Annotated in this window: 19 protein-coding genes and 1 tRNA gene; 13 read left to right on the forward strand and 7 right to left on the reverse strand. The window is 69.0% G+C overall.

Annotated elements, in window-relative coordinates; genetic code table 11:
* Positions 1 to 26 precede the first annotated feature (26 nt).
* Positions 27 to 1,082 carry a UDP-N-acetylmuramate dehydrogenase gene (locus tag OG410_RS24740; protein WP_329301198.1) on the forward strand — a complete coding sequence of 352 codons (1,056 nt, stop codon included), beginning with the start codon at positions 27 to 29 and terminating at the stop codon, positions 1,080 to 1,082.
* A 58-nt stretch (positions 1,083 to 1,140) separates the two neighbouring features.
* Here OG410_RS24740 and OG410_RS24745 read toward each other — a convergent pair whose 3' ends face one another.
* Positions 1,141 to 1,773 (reverse strand): NAD(P)-dependent oxidoreductase, encoded by a 633-nt coding sequence (locus OG410_RS24745; RefSeq protein ID WP_329301199.1) that lies wholly within the window; start codon positions 1,771 to 1,773, stop codon positions 1,141 to 1,143.
* Between the two features lie 125 nt (positions 1,774 to 1,898).
* Here OG410_RS24745 and OG410_RS24750 point away from each other — a divergent pair, with 125 nt between their 5' ends.
* Entirely contained in the window at positions 1,899 to 2,567 is a 669-nt protein-coding gene (locus tag OG410_RS24750) for a TetR/AcrR family transcriptional regulator (RefSeq protein WP_329301200.1), read from the forward strand.
* Here OG410_RS24750 and OG410_RS24755 read toward each other — a convergent pair.
* Both OG410_RS24755 and OG410_RS24760 read right to left on the reverse strand, forming a co-directional pair.
* On the reverse strand, positions 2,564 to 3,583 hold the full coding sequence (locus tag OG410_RS24755) for an adenosine deaminase (RefSeq protein ID WP_329301201.1): 1,020 nt from the start codon (positions 3,581 to 3,583) through the stop codon (positions 2,564 to 2,566). The two genes, OG410_RS24750 and OG410_RS24755, sit on opposite strands and share 4 nt — an antisense overlap.
* Before the next feature lie 172 nt (positions 3,584 to 3,755).
* On the reverse strand, positions 3,756 to 4,982 hold the full coding sequence (locus tag OG410_RS24760; protein WP_261705298.1) for a pyridoxal phosphate-dependent aminotransferase: 1,227 nt from the start codon (positions 4,980 to 4,982) through the stop codon (positions 3,756 to 3,758).
* Positions 4,983 to 5,230: 248 nt separating this feature from the next.
* Between OG410_RS24760 and OG410_RS24765 the strand changes: the two genes are divergently transcribed.
* From OG410_RS24765 to OG410_RS24815, 11 genes are all read left to right on the forward strand, one after another.
* Positions 5,231 to 5,303: transfer RNA gene (locus tag OG410_RS24765), tRNA-Trp, on the forward strand.
* 109 nt (positions 5,304 to 5,412) lie between these two features.
* A complete protein-coding gene (secE, locus tag OG410_RS24770; RefSeq protein WP_103549158.1) occupies positions 5,413 to 5,694 on the forward strand; it encodes a preprotein translocase subunit SecE in 282 nt (93 codons plus the stop codon).
* 77 nt (positions 5,695 to 5,771) lie between these two features.
* Positions 5,772 to 6,623 (forward strand): transcription termination/antitermination protein NusG, encoded by an 852-nt coding sequence (gene nusG, locus OG410_RS24775; protein ID WP_329301202.1) that lies wholly within the window; start codon positions 5,772 to 5,774, stop codon positions 6,621 to 6,623.
* 192 nt (positions 6,624 to 6,815) lie between these two features.
* Positions 6,816 to 7,250 (forward strand): 50S ribosomal protein L11, encoded by a 435-nt coding sequence (rplK, locus tag OG410_RS24780; protein ID WP_261705301.1) that lies wholly within the window; start codon positions 6,816 to 6,818, stop codon positions 7,248 to 7,250.
* A 94-nt stretch (positions 7,251 to 7,344) separates the two neighbouring features.
* Positions 7,345 to 8,070 (forward strand): 50S ribosomal protein L1, encoded by a 726-nt coding sequence (gene rplA / locus OG410_RS24785; protein ID WP_329301203.1) that lies wholly within the window; start codon positions 7,345 to 7,347, stop codon positions 8,068 to 8,070.
* A gap of 200 nt (positions 8,071 to 8,270) precedes the next feature.
* On the forward strand, positions 8,271 to 9,218 hold the full coding sequence (locus tag OG410_RS24790) for a hypothetical protein (RefSeq protein WP_329301204.1): 948 nt from the start codon (positions 8,271 to 8,273) through the stop codon (positions 9,216 to 9,218).
* Between the two features lie 221 nt (positions 9,219 to 9,439).
* Positions 9,440 to 10,288: a DUF1396 domain-containing protein gene (locus tag OG410_RS24795; RefSeq protein ID WP_443063903.1), complete on the forward strand. Its 849-nt coding sequence runs from the start codon at positions 9,440 to 9,442 to the stop codon at positions 10,286 to 10,288.
* 323 nt (positions 10,289 to 10,611) lie between these two features.
* Positions 10,612 to 11,142: a 50S ribosomal protein L10 gene (rplJ, locus tag OG410_RS24800; protein WP_326786081.1), complete on the forward strand. Its 531-nt coding sequence runs from the start codon at positions 10,612 to 10,614 to the stop codon at positions 11,140 to 11,142.
* A gap of 110 nt (positions 11,143 to 11,252) precedes the next feature.
* The gene (gene rplL / locus OG410_RS24805; protein ID WP_326786080.1) at positions 11,253 to 11,630 is read left to right on the forward strand and encodes a 50S ribosomal protein L7/L12; all 378 of its coding nucleotides are present in this window, start codon (positions 11,253 to 11,255) and stop codon (positions 11,628 to 11,630) included.
* A 640-nt stretch (positions 11,631 to 12,270) separates the two neighbouring features.
* The gene (gene rpoB, locus OG410_RS24810; protein WP_326786079.1) at positions 12,271 to 15,756 is read left to right on the forward strand and encodes a DNA-directed RNA polymerase subunit beta; all 3,486 of its coding nucleotides are present in this window, start codon (positions 12,271 to 12,273) and stop codon (positions 15,754 to 15,756) included.
* 114 nt (positions 15,757 to 15,870) lie between these two features.
* Positions 15,871 to 19,770 (forward strand): DNA-directed RNA polymerase subunit beta', encoded by a 3,900-nt coding sequence (locus OG410_RS24815; protein WP_328449281.1) that lies wholly within the window; start codon positions 15,871 to 15,873, stop codon positions 19,768 to 19,770.
* Between the two features lie 119 nt (positions 19,771 to 19,889).
* Here the strand turns inward: OG410_RS24815 and OG410_RS24820 are convergent, their stop codons facing one another.
* The 4 genes from OG410_RS24820 to OG410_RS24835 form a co-directional block, all read right to left on the reverse strand.
* Positions 19,890 to 20,804: a M48 family metalloprotease gene (locus OG410_RS24820; RefSeq protein WP_329301206.1), complete on the reverse strand. Its 915-nt coding sequence runs from the start codon at positions 20,802 to 20,804 to the stop codon at positions 19,890 to 19,892.
* A gap of 615 nt (positions 20,805 to 21,419) precedes the next feature.
* Complete coding sequence (locus OG410_RS24825; RefSeq protein ID WP_329301207.1) at positions 21,420 to 22,913, reverse strand: PE-PGRS family protein; 1,494 nt, start codon at positions 22,911 to 22,913, stop codon at positions 21,420 to 21,422.
* A 3-nt stretch (positions 22,914 to 22,916) separates the two neighbouring features.
* Entirely contained in the window at positions 22,917 to 25,091 is a 2,175-nt protein-coding gene (locus OG410_RS24830) for a hypothetical protein (RefSeq protein WP_329301208.1), read from the reverse strand.
* On the reverse strand, positions 25,088 to 26,071 hold the full coding sequence (locus OG410_RS24835) for a hypothetical protein (RefSeq protein WP_329301209.1): 984 nt from the start codon (positions 26,069 to 26,071) through the stop codon (positions 25,088 to 25,090). The genes OG410_RS24830 and OG410_RS24835 overlap by 4 nt, the downstream gene beginning before the upstream one ends.
* Between the last annotated feature and the right edge of the window lie 180 nt (positions 26,072 to 26,251).

Below are 26,251 nucleotides of genomic sequence, written 5' to 3' on the forward strand. Positions count from 1 at the left end.
CCGACCCTTCTCGTAGTCTTGAGCCCGTGCAGGAACTCCACGATGCCCCGCTCGCCCCGCTGACCACCTTCCGGCTCGGCGGCCCGGCCGCCCGGCTGATCACCGCCACGACCGACGACGAGGTCGTCGCCGCCGTGCGCGAGGCCGACGACGCCGGTACGCCACTGCTGGTCATCGGCGGTGGATCGAACCTGGTCATCGGCGACAAGGGCTTCGCCGGGACCGCCCTGCGCATCGCCACGAAGGGCTTCTCCCTCGACGGTACGAGGCTGGAGCTGGCCGCGGGCGAGGTGTGGACCGACGCGGTCGCCCGCTCCGTAGAGGCTGGGCTGGCCGGGGTCGAATGCCTTGCGGGCATCCCCGGGTCCGCCGGTGCGACACCGATCCAGAACGTGGGCGCGTACGGCCAGGAAGTGTCGTCGACGATCACTGAAGTGATCGCCTACGACAGGAAGACGCGCGAGACGGTCACGCTGACCAACGCCGAGTGCGAGTTCTCCTACCGCCACAGTCGCTTCAAGGCGGACCCCGAGCGCCATGTCGTGCTGCGGGTGCGCTTCGGGCTGGAGGACGCGCAGGGGCTGTCGGCGCCGGTCAAGTACGCCGAGACGGCCCGCGCGCTCGGTGTGGAGCCCGGCGACCGTGTGCCCCTCGACGCCGCCCGCGAGACCGTTCTGAAGCTGCGTGCCGGGAAAGGCATGGTGCTCGACCCCGAGGACCACGACACCTGGTCCGCCGGATCGTTCTTCACCAACCCGATCCTCACCGACGAGGCGTTCGCCGCGTTCCACGCGCGCGTGGAGGAACGGCTCGGCGCCGATGCCGTACCGCCCGCGTACGCGGCCGGCGAGGGTCACACCAAGACCTCAGCGGCCTGGCTGATCGACAAGTCGGGCTTCACCAAGGGCTACGGAACCGGGCCCGCCCGTATCTCCACCAAGCACACCCTCGCCCTGACCAACCGCGGCGGGGCCACCACCGAGGACCTCCTCGCGCTGGCCCGGGAGGTCGTCGCCGGGGTCCACGAGGCCTTCGGGATCACGCTCGTCAACGAGCCGGTGACGGTGAACGCGAGCCTCTGAAGGCGCTCGCCGGCGCGAACGGCGACTCGTAGACCCCTGATAGGCCATTAGCAGGGCATCAGTAGGCGACGCCCACTCCCTGCTTCACGGTCCCCGGGTCGTCGATCATCGCCAGCATCGCGTGGGCCACGTCGGCGCGCGCGATGAAGCGACCCTTGGGCGGGAAGCCCCCGACGACCGTGCGGTAGGAGCCGGTCAGCGGCTTGTTCTGGAGCCGGGGCGGACGGACGGCGGTCCAGTCCGTGGAACTGGCCGCCAGTTCGCCCTCCATCTCCCGCAGGTCGGCGTAGACGTCCTTCAGGAGGCTGGAGATCAGGCTCCTCATCGCACGGTCGAGGGGCGTGTCGTTCTCGGCGCCGGGTCCGACCGGACTCGCGCTGACCACCAGCAGCCGGCGCACCTGCTCCGCCTCCATGGCGCCCAGCACCGTACGGGTGAGCCGGGCCGCGACCCCGGCGTCCTTGCGGCTGCGCGCGCCGAGGCCGGACAGGACGGCGTGCCGGCCCGCGACGGCCGGGCGCAGCGACTCCGGGTCGGTGAGGTCCGCGCGGAAGACCTCCAGATTCGCGCCCGTGACGGTGAGCCGCGCGGGATCCCGTACGACCGCCGTGACCCGGTGGCCCGCGCCCAGGGCCTGGCGGACGATCTCCTGGCCGATGCCTCCGGTGGCACCGAAAACGGTGAGTTCCATGACCTGCTCCCGCATCCGAGGGACTGAGGTGGGTGAGTATTCACTCACCTTGCTTCCTCTAGAGTGAGTAAGTACTCACCCACCCGTCAACCCCGTAAGGGCGGGTCATGGAATCCTTGGGCCCCATGCAGCAGAAATCCGCCACGGAGACCACGCCGTCGAAGCCGGCCAGGATCCGCATTCTCGACGCGGCGCACGAGCTCATGCTCACGCTCGGTCTCTCCCGTGCCACCACCAAGGAGATCGCCAGGGCGGCCGGCTGCTCCGAGGCGGCGCTCTACAAGTACTTCGCGAGCAAGGAAGAGCTCTTCATCCGGGTCCTCCACGAGCGGCTGCCCCAGCTCGGCCCCCTCCTGGAGCGGCTGACGGCCGAGCCGCGGGAGCACTCCCTGGAGGAGAACCTCACGGAGATCGTCCGTCAGGCGGCCCTCTTCTACGAGCAGAGTTTCCCGATCGCCGCCTCCTTGTACGCGGAGACGCAGCTCAAGCGACGTCACGACGAGGCCATGCGGGCCATGGGCGCGGGCCCGCACATGCCCATCCGGGGCGTCGCCGCCTATCTGCTGGCGGAACAGCGGGCCGGGCGGGTCCAGCCGGACACCGACACCTACGCGGCCGCGTCCCTCCTCCTCGGAGCCTGCGCGCAGCGGGCGTTCGCCTACGACGCCACCGAGGAGGGCACGCCGCCGCCCCTGGACACCTTCGCCCCGGCGCTGGTCCGCACCCTGCTCGCCGGGATCGCACCCGGGGACACCGGCACCCGCGGGCGCCTCGGACGAGCTCTAGCGGGCTAGGCGGTCAACCAGCCGTCGACGCCGGCCAGCAGCTTCGCCCGGACGTCCTCGGGCGCGGCCGAGGCGCGGACGGACTGCCGGGCCAGCTCGGCCAGTTCCTGGTCGGTGAAGGCGTGATGGCGGCGGGCGATCTCGTACTGGGCGGCGAGACGGGATCCGAAGAGCAGGGGATCGTCGGCGCCGAGGGCCATCGGGACGCCGGCTTCGAACAAAGTGCGCAGGGGGACATCGGCGTGCTTCTCGTAGACGCCCAGGGCGACGTTCGAGGCGGGGCAGACCTCACAGGTCACCCCGCGGTCCGCGAGGCGCTTCAGCAGCCGGGGGTCCTCGGCGGCCCGCACCCCGTGGCCGATCCGGGAGGCGTGCAGGTCGTCCAGGCAGTCGCGGACCGAGGCGGGCCCGGTCAGCTCACCGCCGTGCGGCGCGGACAGCAGTCCGCCTTCCCGCGCGATGGCGAAGGCCCGGTCGAAGTCCCGCGCCATGCCCCGTCGCTCGTCGTTGGAGAGGCCGAAACCGACGATCCCCCGGTCCGCGTACCGCACGGCGAGCCGGGCCAGCGTGCGGGCGTCCAGGGGGTGTTTCATCCGGTTGGCGGCCACCAGGACGCGCATCCCGAGCCCGGTCTCGCGCACGGCCGAGTCGACCGCGTCGAGGATGACCTCCAGGGCCGGGATCAGACCGCCCAGGCGCGGTGCGTACGACGTCGGGTCGACCTGGATCTCCAGCCAGCCCGAGCCGTCCTTCAGGTCCTCCTCGGCGGCCTCGCGCACCAGGCGCTGGATGTCCTCGGGCTCTCTCAGGCAGGACCGCGCGGCGTCGTACAGGCGCTGGAAGCGGAACCAGCCGCGTTCGTCGGTCGCCCGCAGTTTCGGCGGTTCCCCGCTGGTCAGCGCGTCCGGCAGCCGTACGCCGTACTTGTCGGCCAGTTCCAGCAGGGTGGTGTGCCGCATCGAACCGGTGAAGTGCAGGTGCAGATGGGCCTTCGGCAGTTCACTCACATCACGTACGCGCTCCATCCGAAGATCCTGCCGTACGTGTGTGTCGTGCCGGTAGCGCTTTCGCTGATCGGAGGCTCGCTCGAACGAACGGACGGGGGCCGGTCACTCCTGAGAGTGACCGGCCCCGCACGCGCGCGTGGAGCGCGATGGCGTCACCGGCGCCCCGGGGGGCGCGAGCGGACGCCGGCGGTCAGTCCTTCGCCTCGGACAGCAGCTGCTGGATCCGGCTGACGCCCTCGACCAGGTCCTCGTCACCGAGGGCGTACGACAGGCGCAGGTAGCCCGGCGTGCCGAAGGCCTCGCCCGGGACGACCGCGACCTCGGACTCCTCCAGGATCAGCGCGGCCAGCTCGACGGTGTCCGCGGGGCGCTTGCCGCGGATCTCCTTGCCGAGGAGTCCCTTCACCGAGGGGTACGCGTAGAAGGCGCCCTCGGGCTCGGGGCACAGCACGCCGTCGATCTCGTTCAGCATGCGCACGATGGTCTTGCGGCGGCGGTCGAAGGCCTCGCGCATCTTCGCGACGGCCGTGAGGTCGCCGGAGACGGCGGCGAGCGCGGCGACCTGGGCCACGTTCGAGACGTTCGAGGTGGCGTGGGACTGGAGGTTGGTCGCGGCCTTGACGACGTCCTTGGGGCCGATGACCCAGCCCACGCGCCAGCCGGTCATCGCGTACGTCTTGGCGACGCCGTTGACGACGATGCACTTGTCGCGCAGCTCGGGCACCACCACGGGCAGGGAGTGGAACTCGGCGTCGCCGTAGACCAGGTGCTCGTAGATCTCGTCGGTCAGGACCCACAGGCCCTTCTCGGCGGCCCAGCGGCCGATCTCCTCGATCTGCTCGCGGGTGTAGACCGCGCCCGTCGGGTTGGACGGGGAGACGAAGAGCAGCACCTTGGTGTTCTCGGTGCGGGCGGCCTCGAGCTGCTCGACCGAGACGCGGTAGCCGGTGGTCTCGTCGGCGACGACGTCCACGGGGACACCGCCGGCGAGACGGATGGACTCCGGGTAGGTCGTCCAGTACGGCGCCGGGACGATGACCTCGTCACCCGGGTCGAGGATCGCGGCGAAGGCCTCGTAGATGGCCTGCTTGCCGCCGTTGGTGACCAGGACCTGGGCGGCCTCCACCTCGTAGCCGGAGTCGCGCAGCGTCTTCGCGGCGATCGCGGCCTTCAGCTCGGGCAGCCCGCCGGCCGGCGTGTAGCGGTGGTACTTGGGGTTCGAGCAGGCCTCGATGGCGGCCTGGACGATGTAGTCCGGGGTCGGGAAGTCGGGCTCACCGGCGCCGAAGCCGATCACCGGACGTCCGGCGGCCTTGAGTGCCTTGGCCTTGGCGTCCACGGCGAGGGTGGCGGACTCGGAGATCGCGCCGACTCGGGCGGAGACCCGGCGCTCGGTGGGAGGGGTTGCAGGGCTCATGGGACCCATCGTTTCAGACTGGAAATGTCCCCGGCACACGGGTTTCACGGACTGAACAACGGCAGAACATCCGTCCGGATCCGCGCACCTCACCAGTGGATCTTCAGCGGAGCCGACTCGAGCGGACACTTTCTGTTCGACGCCCGGCTCCGGACCACGTACACTCTCACCTCGTTGGCCTTCACCGGCCGCGCTCAACCGGTGCACACCGAGCACCCGGTCGGATGCGGTACGTTGGGGGAAATCAAAGGGTCGTAGCTCAATTGGTAGAGCACTGGTCTCCAAAACCAGCGGTTGGGGGTTCAAGTCCCTCCGGCCCTGCTACACACTCCTTTCGCCAGGATGTGTGCGCATGTACGTACTGCAATGCACCGCCGTGCGGCTCAACCGGGCGCGGCACGGTCACGACCCGGGAATCAGGTGAGGACGAGTGACGGACGCCGTGGGCTCCATCGACATGCCTGATGCCGAGGCGCCGGAGTCCAAAAAGAAGGCCCGCAAGGGCGGTAAGCGTGCCAAGAAGGGCCCGCTGAAGCGCCTTGCCACCTTCTACCGCCAGATCATCGCGGAACTCCGTAAGGTTGTCTGGCCGACTCGCAATCAGCTGACGACTTACACCACAGTGGTGATTGTGTTCGTCGTCATCATGATCGGCCTGGTGACCGTGATTGACTATGGGCTCAACCACGCCGCCAAGTACGTCTTCGGCTGAGCCGAGAGCGAAGGGCGCCGTCACCGGCGCCCCTTTCGCGCGTTCCACCCCCATGTAACCAGGAAGAAGCAGCCACCGTGTCTGACCCGAACCTGAACGACACCTCCGAGTCGGTCGAGTCCGTAGACGACGAGCTCGAGGTCGTCGAGGGAGCGGACGTCGTGGACGAGTTCGAGGCTGCCGATGCCGCCGCCGGCGAGAACGCCGAGGACGCGGCCCTGCACGTCGAGGACGAGTCCGGTGAGGACGTCGAGGACGTCCAGGACGAGGACACGCCCGACGAGGACGAGCCCGAAGTCGAGGCCGAGCCCGTCGACCCCGTGACCGCCCTGCGCGAGGAACTGCGTCTGCTCCCCGGCGAGTGGTACGTCATCCACACCTACGCCGGTTACGAGAACCGCGTGAAGACCAACCTCGAGCAGCGTGCCGTTTCGCTGAACGTCGAGGACTTCATCTTCCAGGCCGAGGTGCCGCAGGAAGAAGTCGCGCAGATCAAGAACGGCGAGCGCAAGACGATCAAGCAGAACAAGCTCCCGGGCTACGTCCTGGTCCGTATGGACCTGACGAACGAGTCCTGGGGTGTCGTCCGCAACACTCCCGGCGTCACCGGCTTCGTGGGCAACGCCTACGACCCGTACCCGCTGACCCTGGACGAGATCGTCAAGATGCTCGCCCCGGAGGCCGAGGAGAAGGCCGCCCGCGAGGCCGCAGAGGCCGAGGGCAGGCCCGCTCCGCAGCGCAAGGTCGAGGTCCAGGTGCTGGACTTCGAGGTCGGCGACTCGGTCACCGTCACCGACGGCCCGTTCGCCACGCTGCAGGCCACGATCAACGAGATCAACGCCGACTCGAAGAAGGTCAAGGGCCTCGTCGAGATCTTCGGCCGCGAGACCCCGGTCGAGCTTTCCTTCGACCAGATCCAGAAGAACTGACACCTTCTGGACGTACGTCTTCCGATCAGGTCAGACGGGCTCTCGCAGCCGGTCTGACCTGCTCGGTTTTTAGCCGCGCACAGATACCCGTTATCGTTGTGCGGTATGCCTGCATCCGGATCATCACTCGGTTGAAGGCAGCCGTCCGGGGCGACTCGGACGTAGGAAGGCGAAAACGAAAGAGGACCCGGAATGCCTCCCAAGAAGAAGAAGGTCACGGGGCTTATCAAGCTCCAGATCAACGCCGGTGCGGCGAACCCGGCCCCGCCGGTCGGCCCCGCGCTCGGTCAGCACGGCGTCAACATCATGGAGTTCTGCAAGGCCTACAACGCCGCGACCGAGTCGCAGCGTGGCTGGGTCATCCCGGTGGAGATCACGGTCTACGAAGACCGCTCCTTCACCTTCGTGACCAAGACTCCGCCGGCCGCCAAGATGATCCTCAAGGCCGCGGGTGTCGAGAAGGGCTCCGGCGAGCCGCACAAGACCAAGGTCGCCAAGATCACCCAGGCGCAGGTCCGCGAGATCGCCACGACCAAGATGCCCGACCTCAACGCCAACGACCTGGACGCCGCTGCGAAGATCATCGCCGGCACCGCCCGTTCCATGGGCATCACGGTCGAGGGCTGACACCCACCTTCGTAGGAACCATGCGGCCGCGGCCGCACGTGGCAGGGCCTGCTCGGCCCGCACCACGACTCCTCAGAACACAACAGGAGCAGTAGTGAGCAAGCGCAGCAAGTCTCTCCGCGCTGCGGACGCCAAGGTCGACCGGGACAAGCTCTACGCCCCGCTCGAGGCCGTCCGTCTCGCCAAGGAGACCTCCACGAGCAAGTTCGACGGCACCGTCGAGGTCGCCTTCCGCCTGGGTGTCGACCCGCGCAAGGCCGACCAGATGGTCCGTGGCACCGTGAACCTGCCGCACGGCACCGGCAAGACCGCCCGGGTCCTGGTCTTCGCGACCGGTGACCGTGCTGCGGCCGCGGAGGCCGCGGGCGCCGACATCGTCGGCTCCGACGAACTGATCGACGAGGTCGCGAAGGGCCGTCTGGACTTCGACGCCGTCGTCGCCACCCCGGACCTCATGGGCAAGGTCGGCCGCCTCGGCCGCGTGCTCGGTCCCCGTGGTCTCATGCCGAACCCCAAGACCGGCACCGTGACCCCCGACGTCGTCAAGGCTGTCACCGAGATCAAGGGTGGCAAGATCGAGTTCCGCGTCGACAAGCACTCGAACCTGCACTTCATCATCGGCAAGGTGTCCTTCGACGACACCAAGCTGGTGGAGAACTACGGCGCCGCGCTCGACGAGATCCTTCGTCTGAAGCCGTCGGCCGCCAAGGGTCGCTACATCAAGAAGGCCGCGATCAGCTCCACGATCGGCCCCGGCGTTCCGATCGACCCCAACCGCACCCGCAACCTCCTCGTCGAGGAGGACCCGGCCGCCGTCTGAGCCCTTCGCTCACCCCGGTGACCGCGTCGCGCACGCGTATCTGAGCGGGCCCCGCAACCTTTCGAGGTGCGGGGCCCGTCCTCATGTGCGGAGGTCTTTCCGGCAGCCGCGGGGCGAACGCCCCGGGCGGAATTCCGGACTCGACTGTCAGTGGGCCGCGCTAGCGTGCGGTTCACAGAGCTCGCATAGGGGTGGGACGAATGAAGAGCACCGTGGTGCGCCGTGTGACTGTCTCGATCGCGCTGACGACCGCGCTGGCGGGGGTCGCGGCCTGCAACTCGTCGGATTCCTCAGGGAGTTCGGGCAACGGCGACAAGGCCGGCCGCAAGAGCGTCACGCGCGTCAGCCCCATCGCGGCCCTGCGCTCGGCGGAGAAGTCCACCGACGGCGCCGACTCCGCGAGGGTCGAGTCCACCACGACCATGGGCACGCTGATGTCCATGAAGTCGGGCGGCGTCATGGCCTGGAGCGACGGCATCACCGGTGACCTGACGATCACGTACACCGGCGGCACGATGGCCGAGACGATGCGCCGGATGGGCACCGACTCCATGGAGGCCCGCTATCTGTCCGACGCCTACTACGCGAACATGGGCGACGCCTTCGCCGCGCAGGCGGGCGGCAAGCACTGGATCAGGTACGGGTACGACGACCTGGCGAAGTTCGGGGGCGGCTCCGGCGCGCTCCTGAAGGACCAGATGCAGAACAGCTCGCCGAACCAGTCGGTGAAGCTCCTGCTGGCGTCCGGCGACGTCAAGAAGGTCGGCGAGGAGACGGTCCGCGGCAAGAGGGCCATGCACTACGCGGGCACGGTGGACGTGAGCGACCTCGCGGCCCGGACCTCCCACCTCACCGCCGGCCAGCTCTCCGACATGAAGAAGCAGTTCACCCAGGCCGGCATCACGACCGAGGACGTCGACATCTGGGTCGACACCGAGGACCTGCTCGTCAAGGCCGTCACCAAGGCCGCGACGGCGAGCGGCACGATGTCCTCCACGGCGTACTACAGCGACTACGGAGTGAAGGTCTCCGCCGTCGCTCCTCCGGCCGGTGACACCGAGGACTTCAAGGACATCCTGGCGAAGCAGGGCATGACGCCGGGCAGCGGCGACACGTCCACCGGCTCCGGTACCGGCTCGCCCTCCTGAGCACCGCTCGGCGTCTCCCCGGTCCGCCCCGCCTGCCCGGTCCGCCCCGCCTGCCCGGTCCGCCCCGCGCCCTCTCCGGACCTCGTCGCACCTGCCCAAAGTCCCACGCACGCATCAGAGTTGCGTCAAAACCCAGGTGATCGTCCAAACCTCCTGGGCTACGCTCACGCAGAATCTGTGCATCGCCCAACTATTCCCTGGGGGGAACCTTGAAGCTTTCTGTGAACGACTCGGTACGGCGCCGGGCGACCGGAGCGGCACTCGCGGCTCTGGTCCTCGGCGGGGGCGCCGTGGGCTGTTCGAAGGGTGCGGCGGAGGAGTCGCCCGCCCTCACGCCCGCCGCGGCCGTGGCGAAGGCGGCGAAGAAGACCGACGACATCACCTCGCTCCGCTACCGGATGACCGGCAAGGTCCCGGAGGAGGGCCGCGTCAGCGGCGAGGCGGCGATGAGCATGAAGCCGCTGGCCATGAGCATGAAGATGACCGCAGAGGACCAGGCCGCCGACGGCCCGGTCGAGATCCGGCTCGTGGGCAAGGCGATGTACATAGGCGGGGGCGCCAAGGCCGCCAAGGAGATGGACGGCAAGAGCTGGATCAAGTTCGACATGTCCGCCCTGGGCGCGGACAAGGAGCTGAACGCGAGCCAGCTGGGAGGCGGACAGGCCGACAAGAACCCGGCCACCGAGTCCACCTTCCTCACCGGTTCCAAGGACGTGAAGAAGGTCGGCACCGAGACCGTCGACGGTGTGAAGACCACGCACTACAAGGGGTCGATCACCCTCGACGAGTACCGCAAGTCGCTCAAGAGCGAGGACAAGGCCACGCGCGAGAAGCGGGAGAAGGCCCTCGACCAGTACGCGAAGATGGGCGTCGACGCGATCACGATGGACATGTGGATCGACGGCGACGACCACACCAAGCAGTTCCGTATGCGCGGGACCGCCGACAAGGGTCCGCTCGACATGACCATCACCTTCCTGGACTACAACAAGCCCGTGACCGTGACCGCTCCGCCGGCCAAGGACACCGTCGACCTCGCCGAGATGATGAAGGACGCCCAGCAGGGCTGATCCGCGCCGTCGGACGCGCCGACGCGTCCGACGGCCGGGCCGTTCGGCCGGATTTGCTTGACGGAGTCCAGTTCACGTACTCTCCTCGAGAAGCCAAAGACCGCTGGTCGTTGCCTCGCACTCGCAAGAGGGTGTGGTGACCGAAGGATCCGCTGAAACTGCGGACGACCCGCGTAGGTGTTCGTGGATGTGTTCCCGGAGTCCGCACGCTCAGCGTGTGGAGGAATCCGGTCGAGCTACGCCCCGTGCGCTTGCGCCGGGGCGTTTCGTTTTGTCAGTCCCTTCTGAGCGGTCCTCATCACCCGGAAGGAGGCCGACGCTCTATGGCAAGGCCCGACAAGGCTGCCGCGGTAGCCGAGCTCGCGGACCAGTTCCGCAGCTCGAACGCCGCCGTGCTGACCGAGTACCGGGGTCTCACCGTGGCGCAGCTCAAGACGCTGCGCCGTTCGCTCGGTGAAGACGCCCAGTACGCCGTGGTGAAGAACACGCTGACCAAGATTGCGGCCAACGAGGCCGGGATCTCTACGCTCGACGACCTGTTCAACGGTCCGACGGCGGTCGCCTTCATCACCGGTGACCCGGTGACGTCGGCGAAGGGTCTTCGTGACTTCGCCAAGGACAACCCGAACCTCGTCATCAAGGGCGGTGTCCTTGACGGCAAGGCGCTGTCCGCCGACGAGATCAAGAAGCTTGCGGACCTCGAGTCCCGCGAGGTTCTGCTCGCCAAGCTGGCGGGTGCCTTCAAGGGCAAGCAGACGCAGACTGCTCGTCTCTTCCAGGCGCTCCCCTCGAAGTTCGTCCGCACCGCGGAGGCGCTTCGTGTCAAGCAGGCCGAGCAGGGCGGTGCCGAGTAATTCGGCTCGCGCATTGACCGCCGTCTGAGGCGACGGTCGTAGCGGGCCGAACGTACGCCCGCCTCACCAGTACATCCCGGCACCTGCCGAATTAGTGGAAGGACGCCATCATGGCGAAGCTGTCCCAGGAAGAGCTGCTCGCGCAGTTCGAGAACCTCACCCTCATCGAGCTCTCCGAGTTCGTGAAGGCCTTCGAGGAGAAGTTCGACGTCACCGCCGCCGCCGCGGTCGCCGCTGCCCCGGTCGGCCCCGTCGCCGTCGAGGCCGCTGAGGAGCAGGACGAGTTCGACGTCATCCTCACGGGTGCCGGCGAGAAGAAGATCCAGGTCATCAAGGTCGTGCGTGAGCTCACCTCGCTGGGTCTGAAGGAGGCCAAGGACCTCGTCGACGGCGCTCCGAAGCCCGTCCTCGAGAAGGTCGCCAAGGAGGCCGCCGAGAAGGCTGCCGAGTCCCTCAAGGGCGCCGGCGCCTCCGTCGAGGTCAAGTAACTCGACGAGTCCTCCGAGGACTCCTGTGAAGCTGTCTACAGCCGCTCGAGTAGCGCTGTAACGCTGACGCACTGAAGAGCGATCACCCAACTGGGTGGTCGCTCTTCGGCGTTCCAGGGGGTCCCTGAAGCGGCAGCCTTGCGCTGCAGGCCGCGACGAGTATGGTGATCTTCGTTGTGCCTCCGGCCGCCCTGTGACAGGCAGAAGGACGGGTTGCAAGACGGGCCGCACGTGACGATCGCGGCACTTGCTTTGGGCATGGGGGGCCTTGACGAACCGCACGCAGCGCGCAATTCTCAGGACGCGTCGTCACAACGATCCGTATCCGAGGCATGGATCGCTGACGAAGAGGGCAGTATCGATGTGCATTGAGGGCGTGGCTTGCCGCAGGTGTTGAGAACAGTGAGAGTCTCAAGAAACCGGGACTGGACATCAGTGGGCCTAGTGGCTACACTGACCCTTTGCGCTGCCTGTTAGCTGCCTCCTGCCCGTCACCAGGGGCATACCCGTGTTTGAGCATCGACGGTTGGACTATCCCTGACCTGGCCTTTATCCGGCCGGATCGGGAACGGTCCGACGCTATGTCCGACATGGGACCGGTACGCGCGTAGTGAGTCCGAGCCCTCGGAAGGACCCCCTCTTGGCCGCCTCGCGCACTGCCTCGACCGCGAATACGAACAACGGCGCCAGCACCGCCCCGCTGCGCATCTCCTTTGCAAAGATCAAGGAGCCCCTCGAGGTTCCGAACCTTCTTGCGCTGCAAACCGAGAGCTTCGACTGGCTGCTCGGCAACGACGCGTGGAAGGCTCGTGTCGAGGCGGCTCTGGACAGCGGACAGGACGTCCCCACCAAGTCCGGTCTGGAGGAGATCTTCGAGGAGATCTCCCCGATCGAGGACTTCAGTGGGTCGATGTCCCTGACGTTCCGGGACCACCGCTTCGAGCCCCCGAAGAACTCCATCGACGAGTGCAAGGACCGCGACTTCACGTACGCGGCCCCGCTCTTCGTCACCGCCGAGTTCACCAACAACGAGACCGGCGAGATCAAGTCCCAGACGGTCTTCATGGGCGACTTCCCGCTCATGACCAACAAGGGCACCTTCGTCATCAACGGCACCGAGCGTGTCGTCGTGTCGCAGCTGGTCCGCTCGCCGGGTGTCTACTTCGATTCCTCGATCGACAAGACATCCGACAAGGACATCTTCTCGGCCAAGGTCATCCCCTCCCGGGGTGCCTGGCTGGAGATGGAGATCGACAAGCGCGACATGGTCGGTGTCCGTATCGACCGCAAGCGCAAGCAGTCCGTCACCGTCCTCCTGAAGGCTCTCGGCTGGACCACCGAGCAGATCCTCGAGGAGTTCGGCGAGTACGAGTCCATGCGCGCCACCCTGGAGAAGGACCACACCCAGGGCCAGGACGACGCGCTTCTGGACATCTACCGCAAGCTGCGTCCGGGCGAACCGCCGACCCGTGAGGCCGCGCAGACGCTTCTTGAGAACCTCTACTTCAACTCGAAGCGGTACGACCTCGCGAAGGTCGGCCGCTACAAGGTGAACAAGAAGCTGGGCGGCGAAGCGCCGCTGGACGCCGGCGTCCTGACCGTCGAGGACATCCTCTCGTCGATCAAGTACCTGGTGAAGCTGCACGCCGGTGAGACCGAGACCGTTGGCAACAGCGGCACCTCGATCGTCGTCGAGACCGACGACATCGACCACTTCGGCAACCGTCGTCTGCGCAACGTCGGCGAGCTCATCCAGAACCAGGTCCGTACGGGTCTGGCTCGTATGGAGCGCGTCGTCCGCGAGCGCATGACGACTCAGGACGTCGAGGCGATCACGCCGCAGACCCTGATCAACATCCGGCCGGTCGTCGCCTCCATCAAGGAGTTCTTCGGCACCAGCCAGCTGTCGCAGTTCATGGACCAGAACAACCCGCTGTCGGGTCTCACCCACAAGCGCCGTCTGTCGGCGCTTGGCCCGGGTGGTCTCTCCCGTGAGCGGGCCGGCTTCGAGGTCCGTGACGTGCACCCGTCGCACTACGGCCGCATGTGCCCGATCGAGACCCCTGAAGGCCCGAACATCGGTCTGATCGGCTCGCTCGCCTCCTACGGCCGGGTCAACGCGTTCGGTTTCGTCGAGACCCCGTACCGCAGGGTCACGGGCGGCTTCGTCACCGACGAGGTCGACTACCTGACGGCCGACGAAGAGGACCGGTTCGTCATCGCGCAGGCCAACGCGCCGCTGACGGACGAGTTCCGCTTCGAGGAGTCCCGCGTCCTGGTCCGCCGTCGTGGCGGAGAGGTCGACTACGTCCCCGGTGACGACGTCGACTACATGGACGTCTCCCCGCGCCAGATGGTGTCGGTCGCGACCGCCATGATCCCGTTCCTGGAGCACGACGACGCCAACCGTGCCCTCATGGGCGCGAACATGATGCGCCAGGCCGTTCCGCTCATCAAGTCCGAGGCGCCGCTGGTCGGCACCGGCATGGAGTACCGCTGCGCGGTCGACGCCGGTGACGTCCTGAAGTCGGAGAAGGACGGTGTGGTCCAGGAGGTCTCCGCGGACTACATCACCACCGCCAACGACGACGGCACGTACACCACGTACCGCCTGCACAAGTTCTCCCGGTCGAACCAGGGCACCTCCGTCAACCAGAAGGTTGTCGTGGACGAGGGCGCCCGCGTGATCGAGGGCCAGGTCCTGGCCGACGGTCCCGCGACCGAGGACGGCGAGATGGCCCTCGGCAAGAACCTGCTCGTGGCGTTCATGCCGTGGGAGGGTCACAACTACGAGGACGCGATCATCCTGTCGCAGCGCCTCGTGCAGGACGACGTCCTCTCCTCGATCCACATCGAGGAGCACGAGGTCGACGCCCGTGACACCAAGCTCGGCCCGGAGGAGATCACCCGGGACATCCCGAACGTCTCCGAGGAGGTCCTCGCCGACCTCGACGAGCGCGGCATCATCCGTATCGGTGCCGAGGTCGTCGCCGGCGACATCCTCGTCGGCAAGGTCACGCCCAAGGGCGAGACCGAGCTGACGCCGGAAGAGCGCCTGCTGCGCGCGATCTTCGGTGAGAAGGCCCGTGAGGTCCGTGACACCTCGCTGAAGGTCCCGCACGGCGAGATCGGCAAGGTCATCGGCGTCCGCGTCTTCGACCGTGAAGAGGGCGACGAGCTGCCGCCGGGCGTGAACCAGCTGGTTCGTGTCTACGTGGCGCAGAAGCGCAAGATCACGGACGGTGACAAGCTCGCCGGCCGCCACGGCAACAAGGGTGTCATCTCGAAGATCCTGCCGATCGAGGACATGCCGTTCCTGGAGGACGGCACCCCGGTCGACATCATCCTCAACCCGCTCGGTGTGCCGTCCCGAATGAACCCGGGACAGGTGCTGGAGATCCACCTCGGCTGGCTCGCCAGCCGCGGCTGGGACGTCTCCGGTCTCGCCGACGACTGGGCGCAGCGCCTGCAGGCCATCGGTGCCGACAAGGTCGCGCCGCGTACGAACGTCGCCACCCCGGTGTTCGACGGTGCGCGTGAGGACGAGCTCGCGGGTCTGTTCGAGCACACCCTGCCCAACCGCGACGGTGACCGTCTGGTCCTCCCGTCCGGCAAGGCGAGGCTGTTCGACGGCCGCTCCGGCGAGCCGTTCCCGGACCCGATCTCGATCGGGTACATGTACATCCTCAAGCTGCACCACCTGGTCGACGACAAGCTGCACGCCCGCTCGACCGGCCCGTACTCGATGATCACCCAGCAGCCGCTGGGTGGTAAGGCTCAGTTCGGTGGCCAGCGCTTCGGTGAGATGGAGGTGTGGGCGCTGGAGGCGTACGGCGCCGCTTACGCCCTCCAGGAGCTGCTGACGATCAAGTCCGACGACGTGACCGGCCGCGTGAAGGTCTACGAGGCCATCGTCAAGGGCGAGAACATCCCCGAGCCCGGCATCCCCGAGTCCTTCAAGGTGCTCATCAAGGAGATGCAGTCTCTCTGCCTCAACGTGGAGGTGCTGTCCAGCGACGGTATGTCCATCGAAATGCGTGACACCGACGAGGACGTCTTCCGCGCGGCGGAGGAGCTCGGCATCGACCTGTCCCGGCGCGAGCCGAGCAGCGTCGAAGAGGTCTGACGGGAGTCCGGCCGGGCCTTGGCCACCTGTGGAAAAGGTGATCAAGGCCCGCCGGCCCCAGGACCCCCGTATCAGACCCCTAAGACTTACAACCCTGAGAGGGATTGACGCATAGTGCTCGACGTCAACTTCTTCGATGAGCTCCGGATCGGTCTGGCCACCGCTGACGACATCCGTCAGTGGAGCCACGGCGAGGTCAAGAAGCCCGAGACCATCAACTACCGCACCCTCAAGCCCGAGAAGGACGGACTCTTCTGCGAGAAGATCTTCGGTCCGACCCGGGACTGGGAGTGCTACTGCGGTAAGTACAAGCGTGTCCGCTTCAAGGGCATCATCTGTGAGCGCTGTGGCGTCGAGGTCACTCGCGCCAAGGTGCGCCGTGAGCGGATGGGCCACATCGAGCTCGCCGCTCCCGTCACCCACATCTGGTACTTCAAGGGCGTTCCGTCGCGGCTGGGCTACCTGCTCGACCTCGCCCCGAAGGACCTCGAGAAGGTCATCTACTTCGCCGCGTACATGATCACGTTCGTCGACGAGGAGCGCCGCACCCGCGACCTGCCCTCGCTGGAGGCCCACGTCTCCGTCGAGCGTCAGCAGGTCGAGAACCGTCGCGACGCCGACCTCGAGGCCCGCGCCAAGAAGCTCGAGACCGACCTGGCCGAGCTCGAGGCCGAGGGTGCCAAGGCCGACGTGCGCCGCAAGGTGCGCGAGGGTGCCGAGCGTGAGATGAAGCAGCTGCGCGACCGTGCGCAGCGCGAGATCGACCGTCTCGACGAGGTGTGGACCCGCTTCAAGAACCTCAAGGTCCAGGACCTGGAGGGCGACGAGCTCCTCTACCGCGAGCTGCGTGACCGCTTCGGCACGTACTTCGACGGTTCGATGGGTGCCGCGGCGCTGCAGAAGCGTCTGGAGTCCTTCGACCTCGACGAGGAGGCCGAGCGCCTCCGCGAGATCATCCGCACCGGCAAGGGCCAGAAGAAGACCCGCGCGCTCAAGCGCCTCAAGGTCGTCTCCGCGTTCCTGCAGACCAGCAACAGCCCCAAGGGCATGGTGCTCGACTGCGTCCCGGTCATCCCGCCGGACCTTCGCCCGATGGTGCAGCTGGACGGTGGCCGCTTCGCGACCTCCGACCTGAACGACCTGTACCGCCGTGTGATCAACCGCAACAACCGCCTGAAGCGCCTTCTCGACCTCGGTGCCCCCGAGATCATCGTGAACAACGAGAAGCGCATGCTCCAGGAGGCCGTCGACGCGCTCTTCGACAACGGCCGTCGTGGTCGCCCGGTCACGGGCCCCGGCAACCGTCCGCTGAAGTCGCTGTCCGACATGCTCAAGGGCAAGCAGGGTCGATTCCGTCAGAACCTGCTCGGCAAGCGTGTGGACTACTCCGCGCGTTCCGTGATCGTCGTCGGTCCGCAGCTGAAGCTGCACCAGTGTGGTCTGCCCAAGGCCATGGCGCTGGAGCTCTTCAAGCCGTTCGTGATGAAGCGCCTGGTCGACCTGAACCACGCGCAGAACATCAAGAGCGCCAAGCGGATGGTCGAGCGCGGCCGCACGGTCGTGTACGACGTCCTCGAAGAGGTCATCGCCGAGCACCCGGTTCTGCTGAACCGTGCGCCCACGCTGCACCGCCTCGGCATCCAGGCCTTCGAGCCCCAGCTGGTCGAGGGCAAGGCCATCCAGATCCACCCGCTCGTCTGCACCGCGTTCAACGCGGACTTCGACGGTGACCAGATGGCCGTGCACCTGCCGCTCTCCGCGGAGGCGCAGGCCGAGGCCCGCATCCTGATGCTGTCCTCGAACAACATCCTCAAGCCGGCCGACGGCCGCCCGGTCACGATGCCGACCCAGGACATGGTCCTCGGTCTGTTCTTCCTGACCACCGACGGCGACCTGCGGAACGTGAAGGGCGAGGACCGCTCCTTCGCGTCCGTGGCCGAGGCGATCATGGCGTTCGACGCCGGCGAGCTCTCGCTCCAGTCGCAGGTGGACATCCGCTTCCCGGTGGGCACCATCCCGCCGCGCGGCTGGACCCCGCCGGCGCAGGAGGAGGGCGACCCGGAGTGGCAGCAGGGTGACACCTTCCGCCTGCGGACGACCCTGGGCCGCGCGCTCTTCAACGAGCTGCTGCCCGAGGACTACCCGTTCGTCGACTACGAGGTCGGCAAGAAGCAGCTCTCCGAGATCGTCAACGACCTCGCCGAGCGCTACCCCAAGGTCATCGTGGCGGCGACGCTCGACAACCTGAAGGCGTCGGGCTTCTTCTGGGCGACCCGTTCCGGCGTCACCGTGGCCATCTCCGACATCGTCGTTCCGGATGCGAAGCGCGCGATCGTCAAGGGCTACGAGGACCTGGACGAGAAGGTCCAGAAGCAGTACGAGCGTGGTCTGATCACCAAGGAAGAGCGCACGCAGGAGCTCATCGCGATCTGGACCAAGGCGACCAACGAGGTCGCCGAGGCGATGAACGCGAACTTCCCGAAGACCAACCCGGTCTCGATGATGGTGAACTCGGGCGCCCGAGGCAACATGATGCAGATGCGTCAGATCGCCGGTATGCGTGGTCTGGTGTCGAACGCCAAGAACGAGACGATCCCGCGTCCCATCAAGGCGTCCTTCCGTGAAGGTCTGTCCGTGCTGGAGTACTTCATCTCCACCCACGGTGCCCGTAAGGGTCTGGCCGACACCGCTCTGCGTACCGCCGACTCGGGTTACCTCACCCGTCGTCTGGTCGACGTCTCCCAGGACGTCATCATCCGCGAGGAGGACTGCGGCACCGACCGTGGTCTGCGTCTGGCCATCGCCGAGCGCGGCGAGGACGGCGTGCTGCGCAAGACGGAGAACGTCGAGACCAGCGTGTACGCACGTGCGCTGGCCGAGGACATCACCGTCGACGGCAAGGTGCTGGCCCCGGCCAACACCGACCTCGGCGACGTCCTCATCGACGAGCTCGTCAAGCACGGCATCGAGGAGGTCAAGACCCGTTCGGTCCTGACCTGTGAGTCCGCCGTCGGCACCTGCGCCATGTGCTACGGCCGTTCGCTGGCCACCGGCAAGCTGGTCGACATCGGTGAGGCGGTCGGCATCATCGCCGCCCAGTCCATCGGTGAGCCCGGTACCCAGCTGACGATGCGTACCTTCCACACCGGTGGTGTGGCCGGTGACGACATCACCCAGGGTCTGCCCCGTGTCGTCGAGCTCTTCGAGGCTCGTACGCCGAAGGGTGTCGCCCCGATCTCCGAGGCCTCCGGCCGCGTGCGGATCGAGGAGACCGAGAAGACCAAGAAGCTCGTCGTCACCCCGGACGACGGCAGCGACGAGACGGCGTTCCCGATCTCGAAGCGTGCCCGTCTCCTGGTGTCCGAGGGCGAGCACGTCGAGGTGGGCCAGAAGCTCACCGTGGGTGCCACCAACCCGCACGACGTGCTGCGCATCCTGGGTCAGCGTGCCGTCCAGGTCCACCTGGTCGGCGAGGTCCAGAAGGTCTACAACTCGCAGGGTGTGTCGATCCACGACAAGCACATCGAGATCATCATCCGGCAGATGCTGCGCCGTGTGACGATCATCGAGTCGGGCGACGCGGAGCTGCTGCCCGGCGAGCTGGTCGAGCGTTCGAAGTTCGAGACCGAGAACCGTCGTGTGGTCCAGGAAGGCGGCCACCCGGCCTCCGGCCGTCCGCAGCTGATGGGTATCACCAAGGCCTCGCTGGCGACCGAATCCTGGCTGTCGGCCGCCTCCTTCCAGGAGACGACCCGAGTTCTGACGGACGCGGCGATCAACGCCAAGTCCGACAGCCTCATCGGCCTCAAGGAGAACGTCATCATCGGTAAGCTCATCCCGGCCGGTACGGGTCTGTCCCGCTACCGCAACATCCGGGTCGAGCCGACCGAGGAGGCCAAGGCCGCGATGTACTCGGCCGTCGGCTACGACGACATCGACTACTCGCCGTTCGGCACGGGCTCCGGCCAGGCCGTCCCGCTGGAGGACTACGACTACGGTCCGTACAACCAGTGAGCCGACAGCCAGTAGGCAGTAGGCAGTAGTACGAAGGGCGGTCATCCCCGGTGGGGGTGACCGCCCTTCGGCGTTCCCGGTCCGAGATCCGGGTCCGAGCCTCGGATCCGCACCCGGGTCTAGCGCGGGAGCTGGAGATACGGCTCCAGGGCGCGCAGCCGGGTGTAGTTGTCGGGGTGGGTGGACAGCAGCCTGGCAAGACCGGTGGGCTCCTGGAGCTTCTTGCCCTGGCCGGCGGCGGCCGCCTTGGCGGCGTCCTCCTCGGCCTGGAAGTGGTGCAGGACCTCGGCCATCTCGGGCGCGAACCCGAGGGCAGCGGCCTGCTGGTCGGCACGCAGTTCGCCGAGGCGGCCCGCCCAGGCGAGGAGGTAGGGCGCGACGACGAGGGGGACGGTGATGTACCAGGCGACGAGGAACCCGGCGACCACGAACATCCCCATGAAGAGGATCAGCAGCCCCGTCGCGGCCGCGGAGAAGACTCCGGCGACGGCGAGCGCGATTCTGGCCATCCCGCGGGTGAAGGCCCAGGCGAGCCGGCCGGGCAGCGAGTACCAGTAGCCGAGGAGCCCGGCCCAGGCGTGACCGCCGGTGTGGTGGCCGAGTTCATGGGCGAGTACGGCGGCGAGGTTGCTGCTGGGAATCCGGTTGAGGGAGTAGGTGGTGACGCCGACGACATGGCCGGCGACGGCGACCGCGTTCAGGTCGTCGCTGTTCTCCACCATCAGCTCGTAGGTGTTCGCCTCGATGCCGGCCCGGGCGGTGACCTCGCGCCAGATCGGCTCCAGCCGGGCGCGTTCCTCGGCCAGCGGCGCCCGCAGCCTGAGCGCGTGCCGGGCGAAGCGGAGTTCGGTGGGCCGGTGGAAGACGAGCGCTCCCGACGCCACCCAGGCCGCGACGACCAGCCAGCCCACGACGGTGCCGAACAGCCCCAGCGCGAGGGCCGACACCACGGCGAGGCTCACCAGGGCCCCCGGGATCTGCGTGGCGAGCTGTCCGATGGCGGTGGCGTCCGCGCCCCGCTGATGGCCGGCCACATGGACGCGTGAGCCCTGGTGACGGTAGTGGAGATCGTCGGGCGCGACGGCGGGCCGCGGGACGAACGGCGTCGGCGCCGGCTGCGTCGGCTGCCCCCCGAACCGCGGGTCGGCCCCCGGGGCCCCCGGGTACTGGGGCGGTGCCGGGCTTCCGGCTGCCGCTCCCGGGTACTGCGGTCCCGGGTATTGCGGTCCCGTTCCGCCGGGGCCAGGGGCTCCCGGGTGGGTACTGCCGGGGTACTGGGGCGCGGGGCCTCCGCCGCCGGGGTACGGGTGCGGTGCCGCCGCTCCCGGGTACTGCGGGCCCGGTCCGCCGGGGCCGGGGGCTCCCGGGTACTGAGGGGGGTGCCCTGCCGTCGTACCCGTCGTACCCGTACCCGGGTACTGGGGTGCCGGTCCGCCGGGGTACTGCGGCGGGGGAGCGGAGGCCACCGGGTACTCCGGGGGCGGGACCGCGGCTCCTGGGTAGGGGGGTCCCGGATGCGGGGTCCCCGGGTATGCCGGTTCGTGGGCCGGGCCTGGAGGCTGGGACATGACGGCTCCTTCGGTGTGGCTGGTGGCTGTGCGGGGACGTCAGCCGGTGGGCGGCGGCCGACGGCGCCTCGGCGGGTGTGGTCAGGCGGGCCCGTCCTCCGGAGCGGGGTCCGGCGGCACGGCGGCTCGCGGGTCGCCGGGGCGGCCGGGCACCGGAGGTACGGCCGGAGCCGGTCCCGCGGTGGGGTAGGGCGTCGTGGCGGGCGGTCCGTACGGGGGCGCCGGGCTGTCGGGCTGCCCCGGCACCACGGGGGACCCCGCGCCCGGACCGCCCGTGTACGGGGCTTGCCCGGCATACGGAGGCTGCCCGGTGTACGGGGGCCGATCGCCCGAGACAGGGGGCTGCCCTGCGTACGAGGGCTGCCCGCCCGTGTCGCCCGTGTACGAGGGCTGTCCCGTGTAGGGCTGCTGTCCGCCCGCGTACGGGGTCCGGGGCTGCCCGTCGTACGGGGGCCAGCCGCCGTCGTACGGAGGCCGGTCGCCGTAGGGGGTCGGTTCCGTGTACGGCGGCTGGGGCGACGGGCCCGGGTACGGAGACTGGCCCGTGTACGGCGGCTGGGGCGGCGTCTGCGGCTGTCCGGGCGTCGCCCCGGGGGGAAGCGCCCCCTGACCGTCCCGCGGCGCCGGAGGCGTCTGCTGCTGGATCAGCTCGTCGACGGCCCGCAGGGTCGAGCGCGCCGACTCCGCCTTCTGGAAGTCCTCCAGGGTGTCCCCGGCGAGGACCTGCAGCTGGCCCCGGATGATGGACAGCTGGTCCTTCTGGATGGACCCGATGACCATCTTGGTGTCCTCGGGATGCTGGGACAGGTGCAGGGCCCAGGCGCCGACGCCTCCGTGCTGGAGGTGGTACTGGTAGAAGTTGATCTTCTCGGCGATCAGATGGTGGTCCTGCCGCTGGCGCAGCATCTCCAGTTCGTGCTGCTGATGGGCCAGCCGGAGCCGGAACTCGTGCTCGGGGTCGAGCATGTCCGACTCGTAGCGCAGGCTCCGCTGCCGCCGCCGGTGCGCGATGGCCTCGTCGTCCAGCCGCAGCCGTACGACACAGGTCACGGCGAGTCCGATGCCCGCGGCGAAACCGCCCTCGTCCACGGCCCGCTGGACCGCGCGTTCGGCGGCCGGGCTGTCCTCGATGGAGAAGGCGCGGCTCACCGGCCGCGCGAGCTGGTGCAGTTCACGGGTGAGCCGCGTCGGCACGTCACGCTCACCGCTCGCCACGTACGCGATCGGGTCCGCGACCCGCCAGGTCAGATCGGCCGTGGCGCCGAAGGCGAACGCGTCGTCGTCGCTCGGCATCTCCAGCGCGAGCTGCACGGGATGGCTGCCCATGTCCACCTCGTAGACGGAGGTGTAGCGCCGGGTGGCCGCGTCCGGGCGGCTCGGCCGGTGCGGCGGCATGTAGACGTCGTACGAGCCCTTGGCGGTGACGAAGACCAGCGCGTGGTCGATCGCGGTGACCGCGCGGCGGACGGTGTAGTCGAAGCGGGCGATGGGCCGCACCGTGAGCACCGGGTCGATGAGCGTGGTGTGCCGGTTGGCGTCCTGCTGCCACTCCGGCTGACGGCGGAACTCCGCCATGGTTCAACTCCTCGATGGATCTGGGGTGGAGGGGGTCAGAAGGCGGAGCAGACGGTCGGCCACGGCCGGCCGCGCGCCGCCGTCCGGGGCGCGCAGATTGACCAGATGGTGGCTCAGGCGCCTGTGGTCGTTCGCCGTGACGACGAGTGCGGGCAGCAGCAGCTCCAGGGCCTGCGCGACGTCCGCCCGGCTCCCGGCCAGCACGACCCAGGTGTGCAGGGCGGCCAGGGCGCCACGGGTCTGCCCGGGGTCGCCGAGCGCGGTCCGCCAGAGGGTGGCCAGGTCACGGGCCGAGTCCGTCTCGTACATGCCGGTGTCGGCGTACCACTCGACGAGCGCGCCCTCCTCGGCGTTGTCGCAGGCGCGTACGAAGGCCCCCAGCGCGAGCGAGCGGACCGAGGCCGTGTCGTGGTGGAGCAGGCGCACCAGCTCGGAGAGCATCTCGCCGCGCCGTGCGCCCACCGAGAGCAGCAGGGCCGTCGAGTCGACCAGGTTGTCCGCCTCGGTCCTGCTGCCGCCCCCGGTTCGGGCGCGGGCGGCGAGCGCGCTCAGCGCCGGGCCCGCGAGGTCGGGGCGCAGCGGGGTGAGCAGGCCGAAGGCGCGGATCGCGGTCCAGCGGCGGGCCCAGTGGGTGTCCGTGCACCACTGGGTGAGCAGGCGCAGGACGACGGGCGTGTCGAGGAACTGGGCGAGCGTGAGGGTGTTCGCGGCGGTGAGCCGGGGACCGAAGGCCTTGGACACCGCCCAGCCGTCGATCAGCAGCTCCATCGCCGAGGGCAGGTCGGCGTGGGCCAGCAGCGCGGCGGCAGCGGCGGCCCGGGTCCGGACGACCGGACGTCTGTCGCGGGCCAGCTCCTTCAGCCAGGAGACCAGCGCGGGCCGCGCCGACGGATGGCCCGTCCAGACCTCGCCGAGCAGTACCCGGGGGGTGTTCTCTTTCTTGAAGCGGGCCGTGAACTGGGGCACCGAGCCCCATTTGGTGGTCTCGACCCGTACCTCGCCCTCGGCCCACGCCCGCTCCAGCCGGGTCTCGGCGGGGAGTCCGAACACCGGGATCTCCGGCGGCTGCCTGGGATGCTGGAGCCGCTGGAAGTGCACGTACAGCGTGTCGGCGAGTTCGGCGGCGAGCACGTACGGCGCCTGGTCGAAGACGGCGAGGGAGATGAGGAACGCCTTGTCGCGCAGGGTGGCCTCGGGGTCGCCGAGCCACTCCCGGCACTGCCGCTCGACGGCCGCGTGCCCGAAGTCGGCGAGGCGGGCCGCCGCCTGTTCGCCGCCGTCGTAGCGGGCCACCTCGACGGCGAACCGGGCCACCTCGGCGGGCCGGTGGGCGCCGCGCGCGAGGAAGTCGCGGACGGGGCCGAGGGCGAGCAGACCGGCGAGGTCTCCGGGCTCTTTCCGCAGGTCGGACAGGTGGGCGCGCAGCACCGCGGTTGCCTGTGGGGGTTCCCAGGGGGAGGGGGCGACTCCCAGCAGGAACGGGGAGTTCTCCAGGGTCACGACCAGATACCCGCCGGTCTTCGCGAGCCGGTCGCGGGCCGCGTACAGGTGGGTGTCGCGCAGCGGGCGGTTGCGGCTCAGCGGCAGATCGCGCAGGACGTGGCCGCCGGGCGCGGAGAGCTGGGTGCCGAGGTTCGCCGGGCCGGTCTCGGCGGACAGCGCGTGGACGGCGGGCACGCCCAGGTGGTGCAGGAGCATGAGCGCCGCGGCGTGGCGGCCGGTGGAGTGGGCGCCGGAGAGGACCAGGACGCGCTCGTCGCGCAGCCGGTCCAGGGTGGCGGCGAAGGAGGGGCCCTCGACGAAGACCGAGGCGAGCGCGTCGAGCCGCTGCCGGGGGATCTCGCCGGAGACGTAGGCGGTCGACGCGGAGGCCGTCCCGTGGTGGTGGATCTCCGTCTTGCCACCCATGAACACATCACGGGCCGAGCCGCCCGCCGACACCCCGTGCTGGGCCCCGGCGACCAGGCTGCCGCCGAAGGACGCGGCCTCGTCGAAGATGAATCCCGGGGTGTGCGCGACGAGTTCGCGCTGTGCGGCCCTGGCCTCCTGGGTCTCCTCCTCGGGCTCGCCCGCGTCGCCGCCCGCCTCGGAGTCCGGGGGCGGCCCCGGGGGCCATGGCGCGTCCGGCGGTGGTGCGTCGTCGGGGCCGCCCGGCGTCGGGGGCGCGGGGGCCGTCACGCGGGCTCACCCCCGCTCCTGCCCAGGTGGACGTCCCCGGTGACCTGCCCGCCGGACACCCCGTGCTGATCCCCCGCGACGAGGCTTCCGCCGAAGCTGGGGGAGCCGCCGCTGAAGGTGAGGACGACGTTCGCGGGCGGTGCGGCGGGCTGGGCGGGCTGCTGCGCGGGCGGTACGGGCTCCCCGGGCCCCCCGGGCTGTTCGGTCCGGGAGGGCTCGTGCGGATCGGGGATCGCCGCCACATTCGGTGCCGCATTCGCCGCCGCATCCGAAGCGGCGGTCGTCGTCGGATCCGTCGCCGCCGTCGGCTCCGCCCGGGGTGTGGAGGTGGCCGCCCCCGGCGCCGGGCTCTCCCCCGAGCAGTCCGGCGCCGGGGCTCCCCCGCTTTCACCGGGGCCATGTGCCCCGTGCGGAACCGGGCCGTGCAGCCAGGCCCGCAGGGGTCCGTTCTTGCTGTCCACCGTCACCGCGTGGAAGCCCTGCGCCGGGATGCCCGGGTGGTCGTGCCGCACGATCCCGGCGTGCACGCTCTCGGAGACGCACAGGGCGAAGTCGTCCGCCCGCTCCCTCAGGGCGGCGCGCAGCAGCCCGGCGTCGAGGAGCCGGCAGGCGTGGTTGAGGTCGGAGCCGACCCAGCCGTCGTGCTCGTCCACGGCGATGTACCCGGTGGCGACGACACCGCGCAGCCGGATCTGGGCGGAGCTGGACGCCATCCGGTTGACCGCGCGGAGCTGGTCGGGCACCTCGGTGAGCAGGGCGCGCAGCAGCGCGGTGACCGAGGCGTTGGCGTCGATCAGCTCCATCACCGAGTCGCCGCGGTCCGCCCGCAGGCGCAGCCGTTCGTCGATGCCGGCACTCTCCAGCGCGCGGTCCGTGATGTCGTACAGCATCCGGCGCAAGTAGGCCTGCTCCACGTCGTCCCGGTCGCTGTACCTCTCGATGTCCAGCAGAAGGATCGTCCGGCTCACGGGGTCGGTCATGGTCGCCTTTCGGTGGGGGCCTCGCCTGGCAAGCAGGGTGGCGTCACCGGTGGGCCGGGTGTGAGGGCGGATGTCCCACTCGAAGTGTGACCGTGTGCACAGAAGTCGTCCGCAGTCACGGGAGTCCCGGCCGTCAGAGGAGCCACCTCCGGGCGGTCGGCACGGGCGGAGCCGTGGCCG

This window comes from Streptomyces sp. NBC_00659 (genome assembly GCF_036226925.1).
Classification (GTDB): Bacteria; Actinomycetota; Actinomycetes; order Streptomycetales; family Streptomycetaceae; genus Streptomyces.

Bases quoted from the DNA above. Each gene is read 5' to 3' on its own strand.
- OG410_RS24760 (WP_261705298.1), bottom strand. From the start codon at position 4,982: ATGAGCCCTGCAACCCCTCCCACCGAGCGCCGGGTCTCCGCCCGAGTC.
- rplJ (WP_326786081.1), top strand. From the start codon at position 10,612: ATGGCAAGGCCCGACAAGGCTGCCGCGGTAGCCGAGCTCGCGGACCAG.
- rplL (WP_326786080.1), top strand. From the start codon at position 11,253: ATGGCGAAGCTGTCCCAGGAAGAGCTGCTCGCGCAGTTCGAGAACCTC.
- OG410_RS24745 (WP_329301199.1), bottom strand. From the start codon at position 1,773: ATGGAACTCACCGTTTTCGGTGCCACCGGAGGCATCGGCCAGGAGATC.
- OG410_RS24835 (WP_329301209.1), bottom strand. From the start codon at position 26,071: ATGACCGACCCCGTGAGCCGGACGATCCTTCTGCTGGACATCGAGAGG.
- OG410_RS24755 (WP_329301201.1), bottom strand. From the start codon at position 3,583: ATGGAGCGCGTACGTGATGTGAGTGAACTGCCGAAGGCCCATCTGCAC.
- OG410_RS24825 (WP_329301207.1), bottom strand. From the start codon at position 22,913: ATGGCGGAGTTCCGCCGTCAGCCGGAGTGGCAGCAGGACGCCAACCGG.
- rplK (WP_261705301.1), top strand. From the start codon at position 6,816: ATGCCTCCCAAGAAGAAGAAGGTCACGGGGCTTATCAAGCTCCAGATC.
- OG410_RS24790 (WP_329301204.1), top strand. From the start codon at position 8,271: ATGAAGAGCACCGTGGTGCGCCGTGTGACTGTCTCGATCGCGCTGACG.
- OG410_RS24750 (WP_329301200.1), top strand. From the start codon at position 1,899: ATGCAGCAGAAATCCGCCACGGAGACCACGCCGTCGAAGCCGGCCAGG.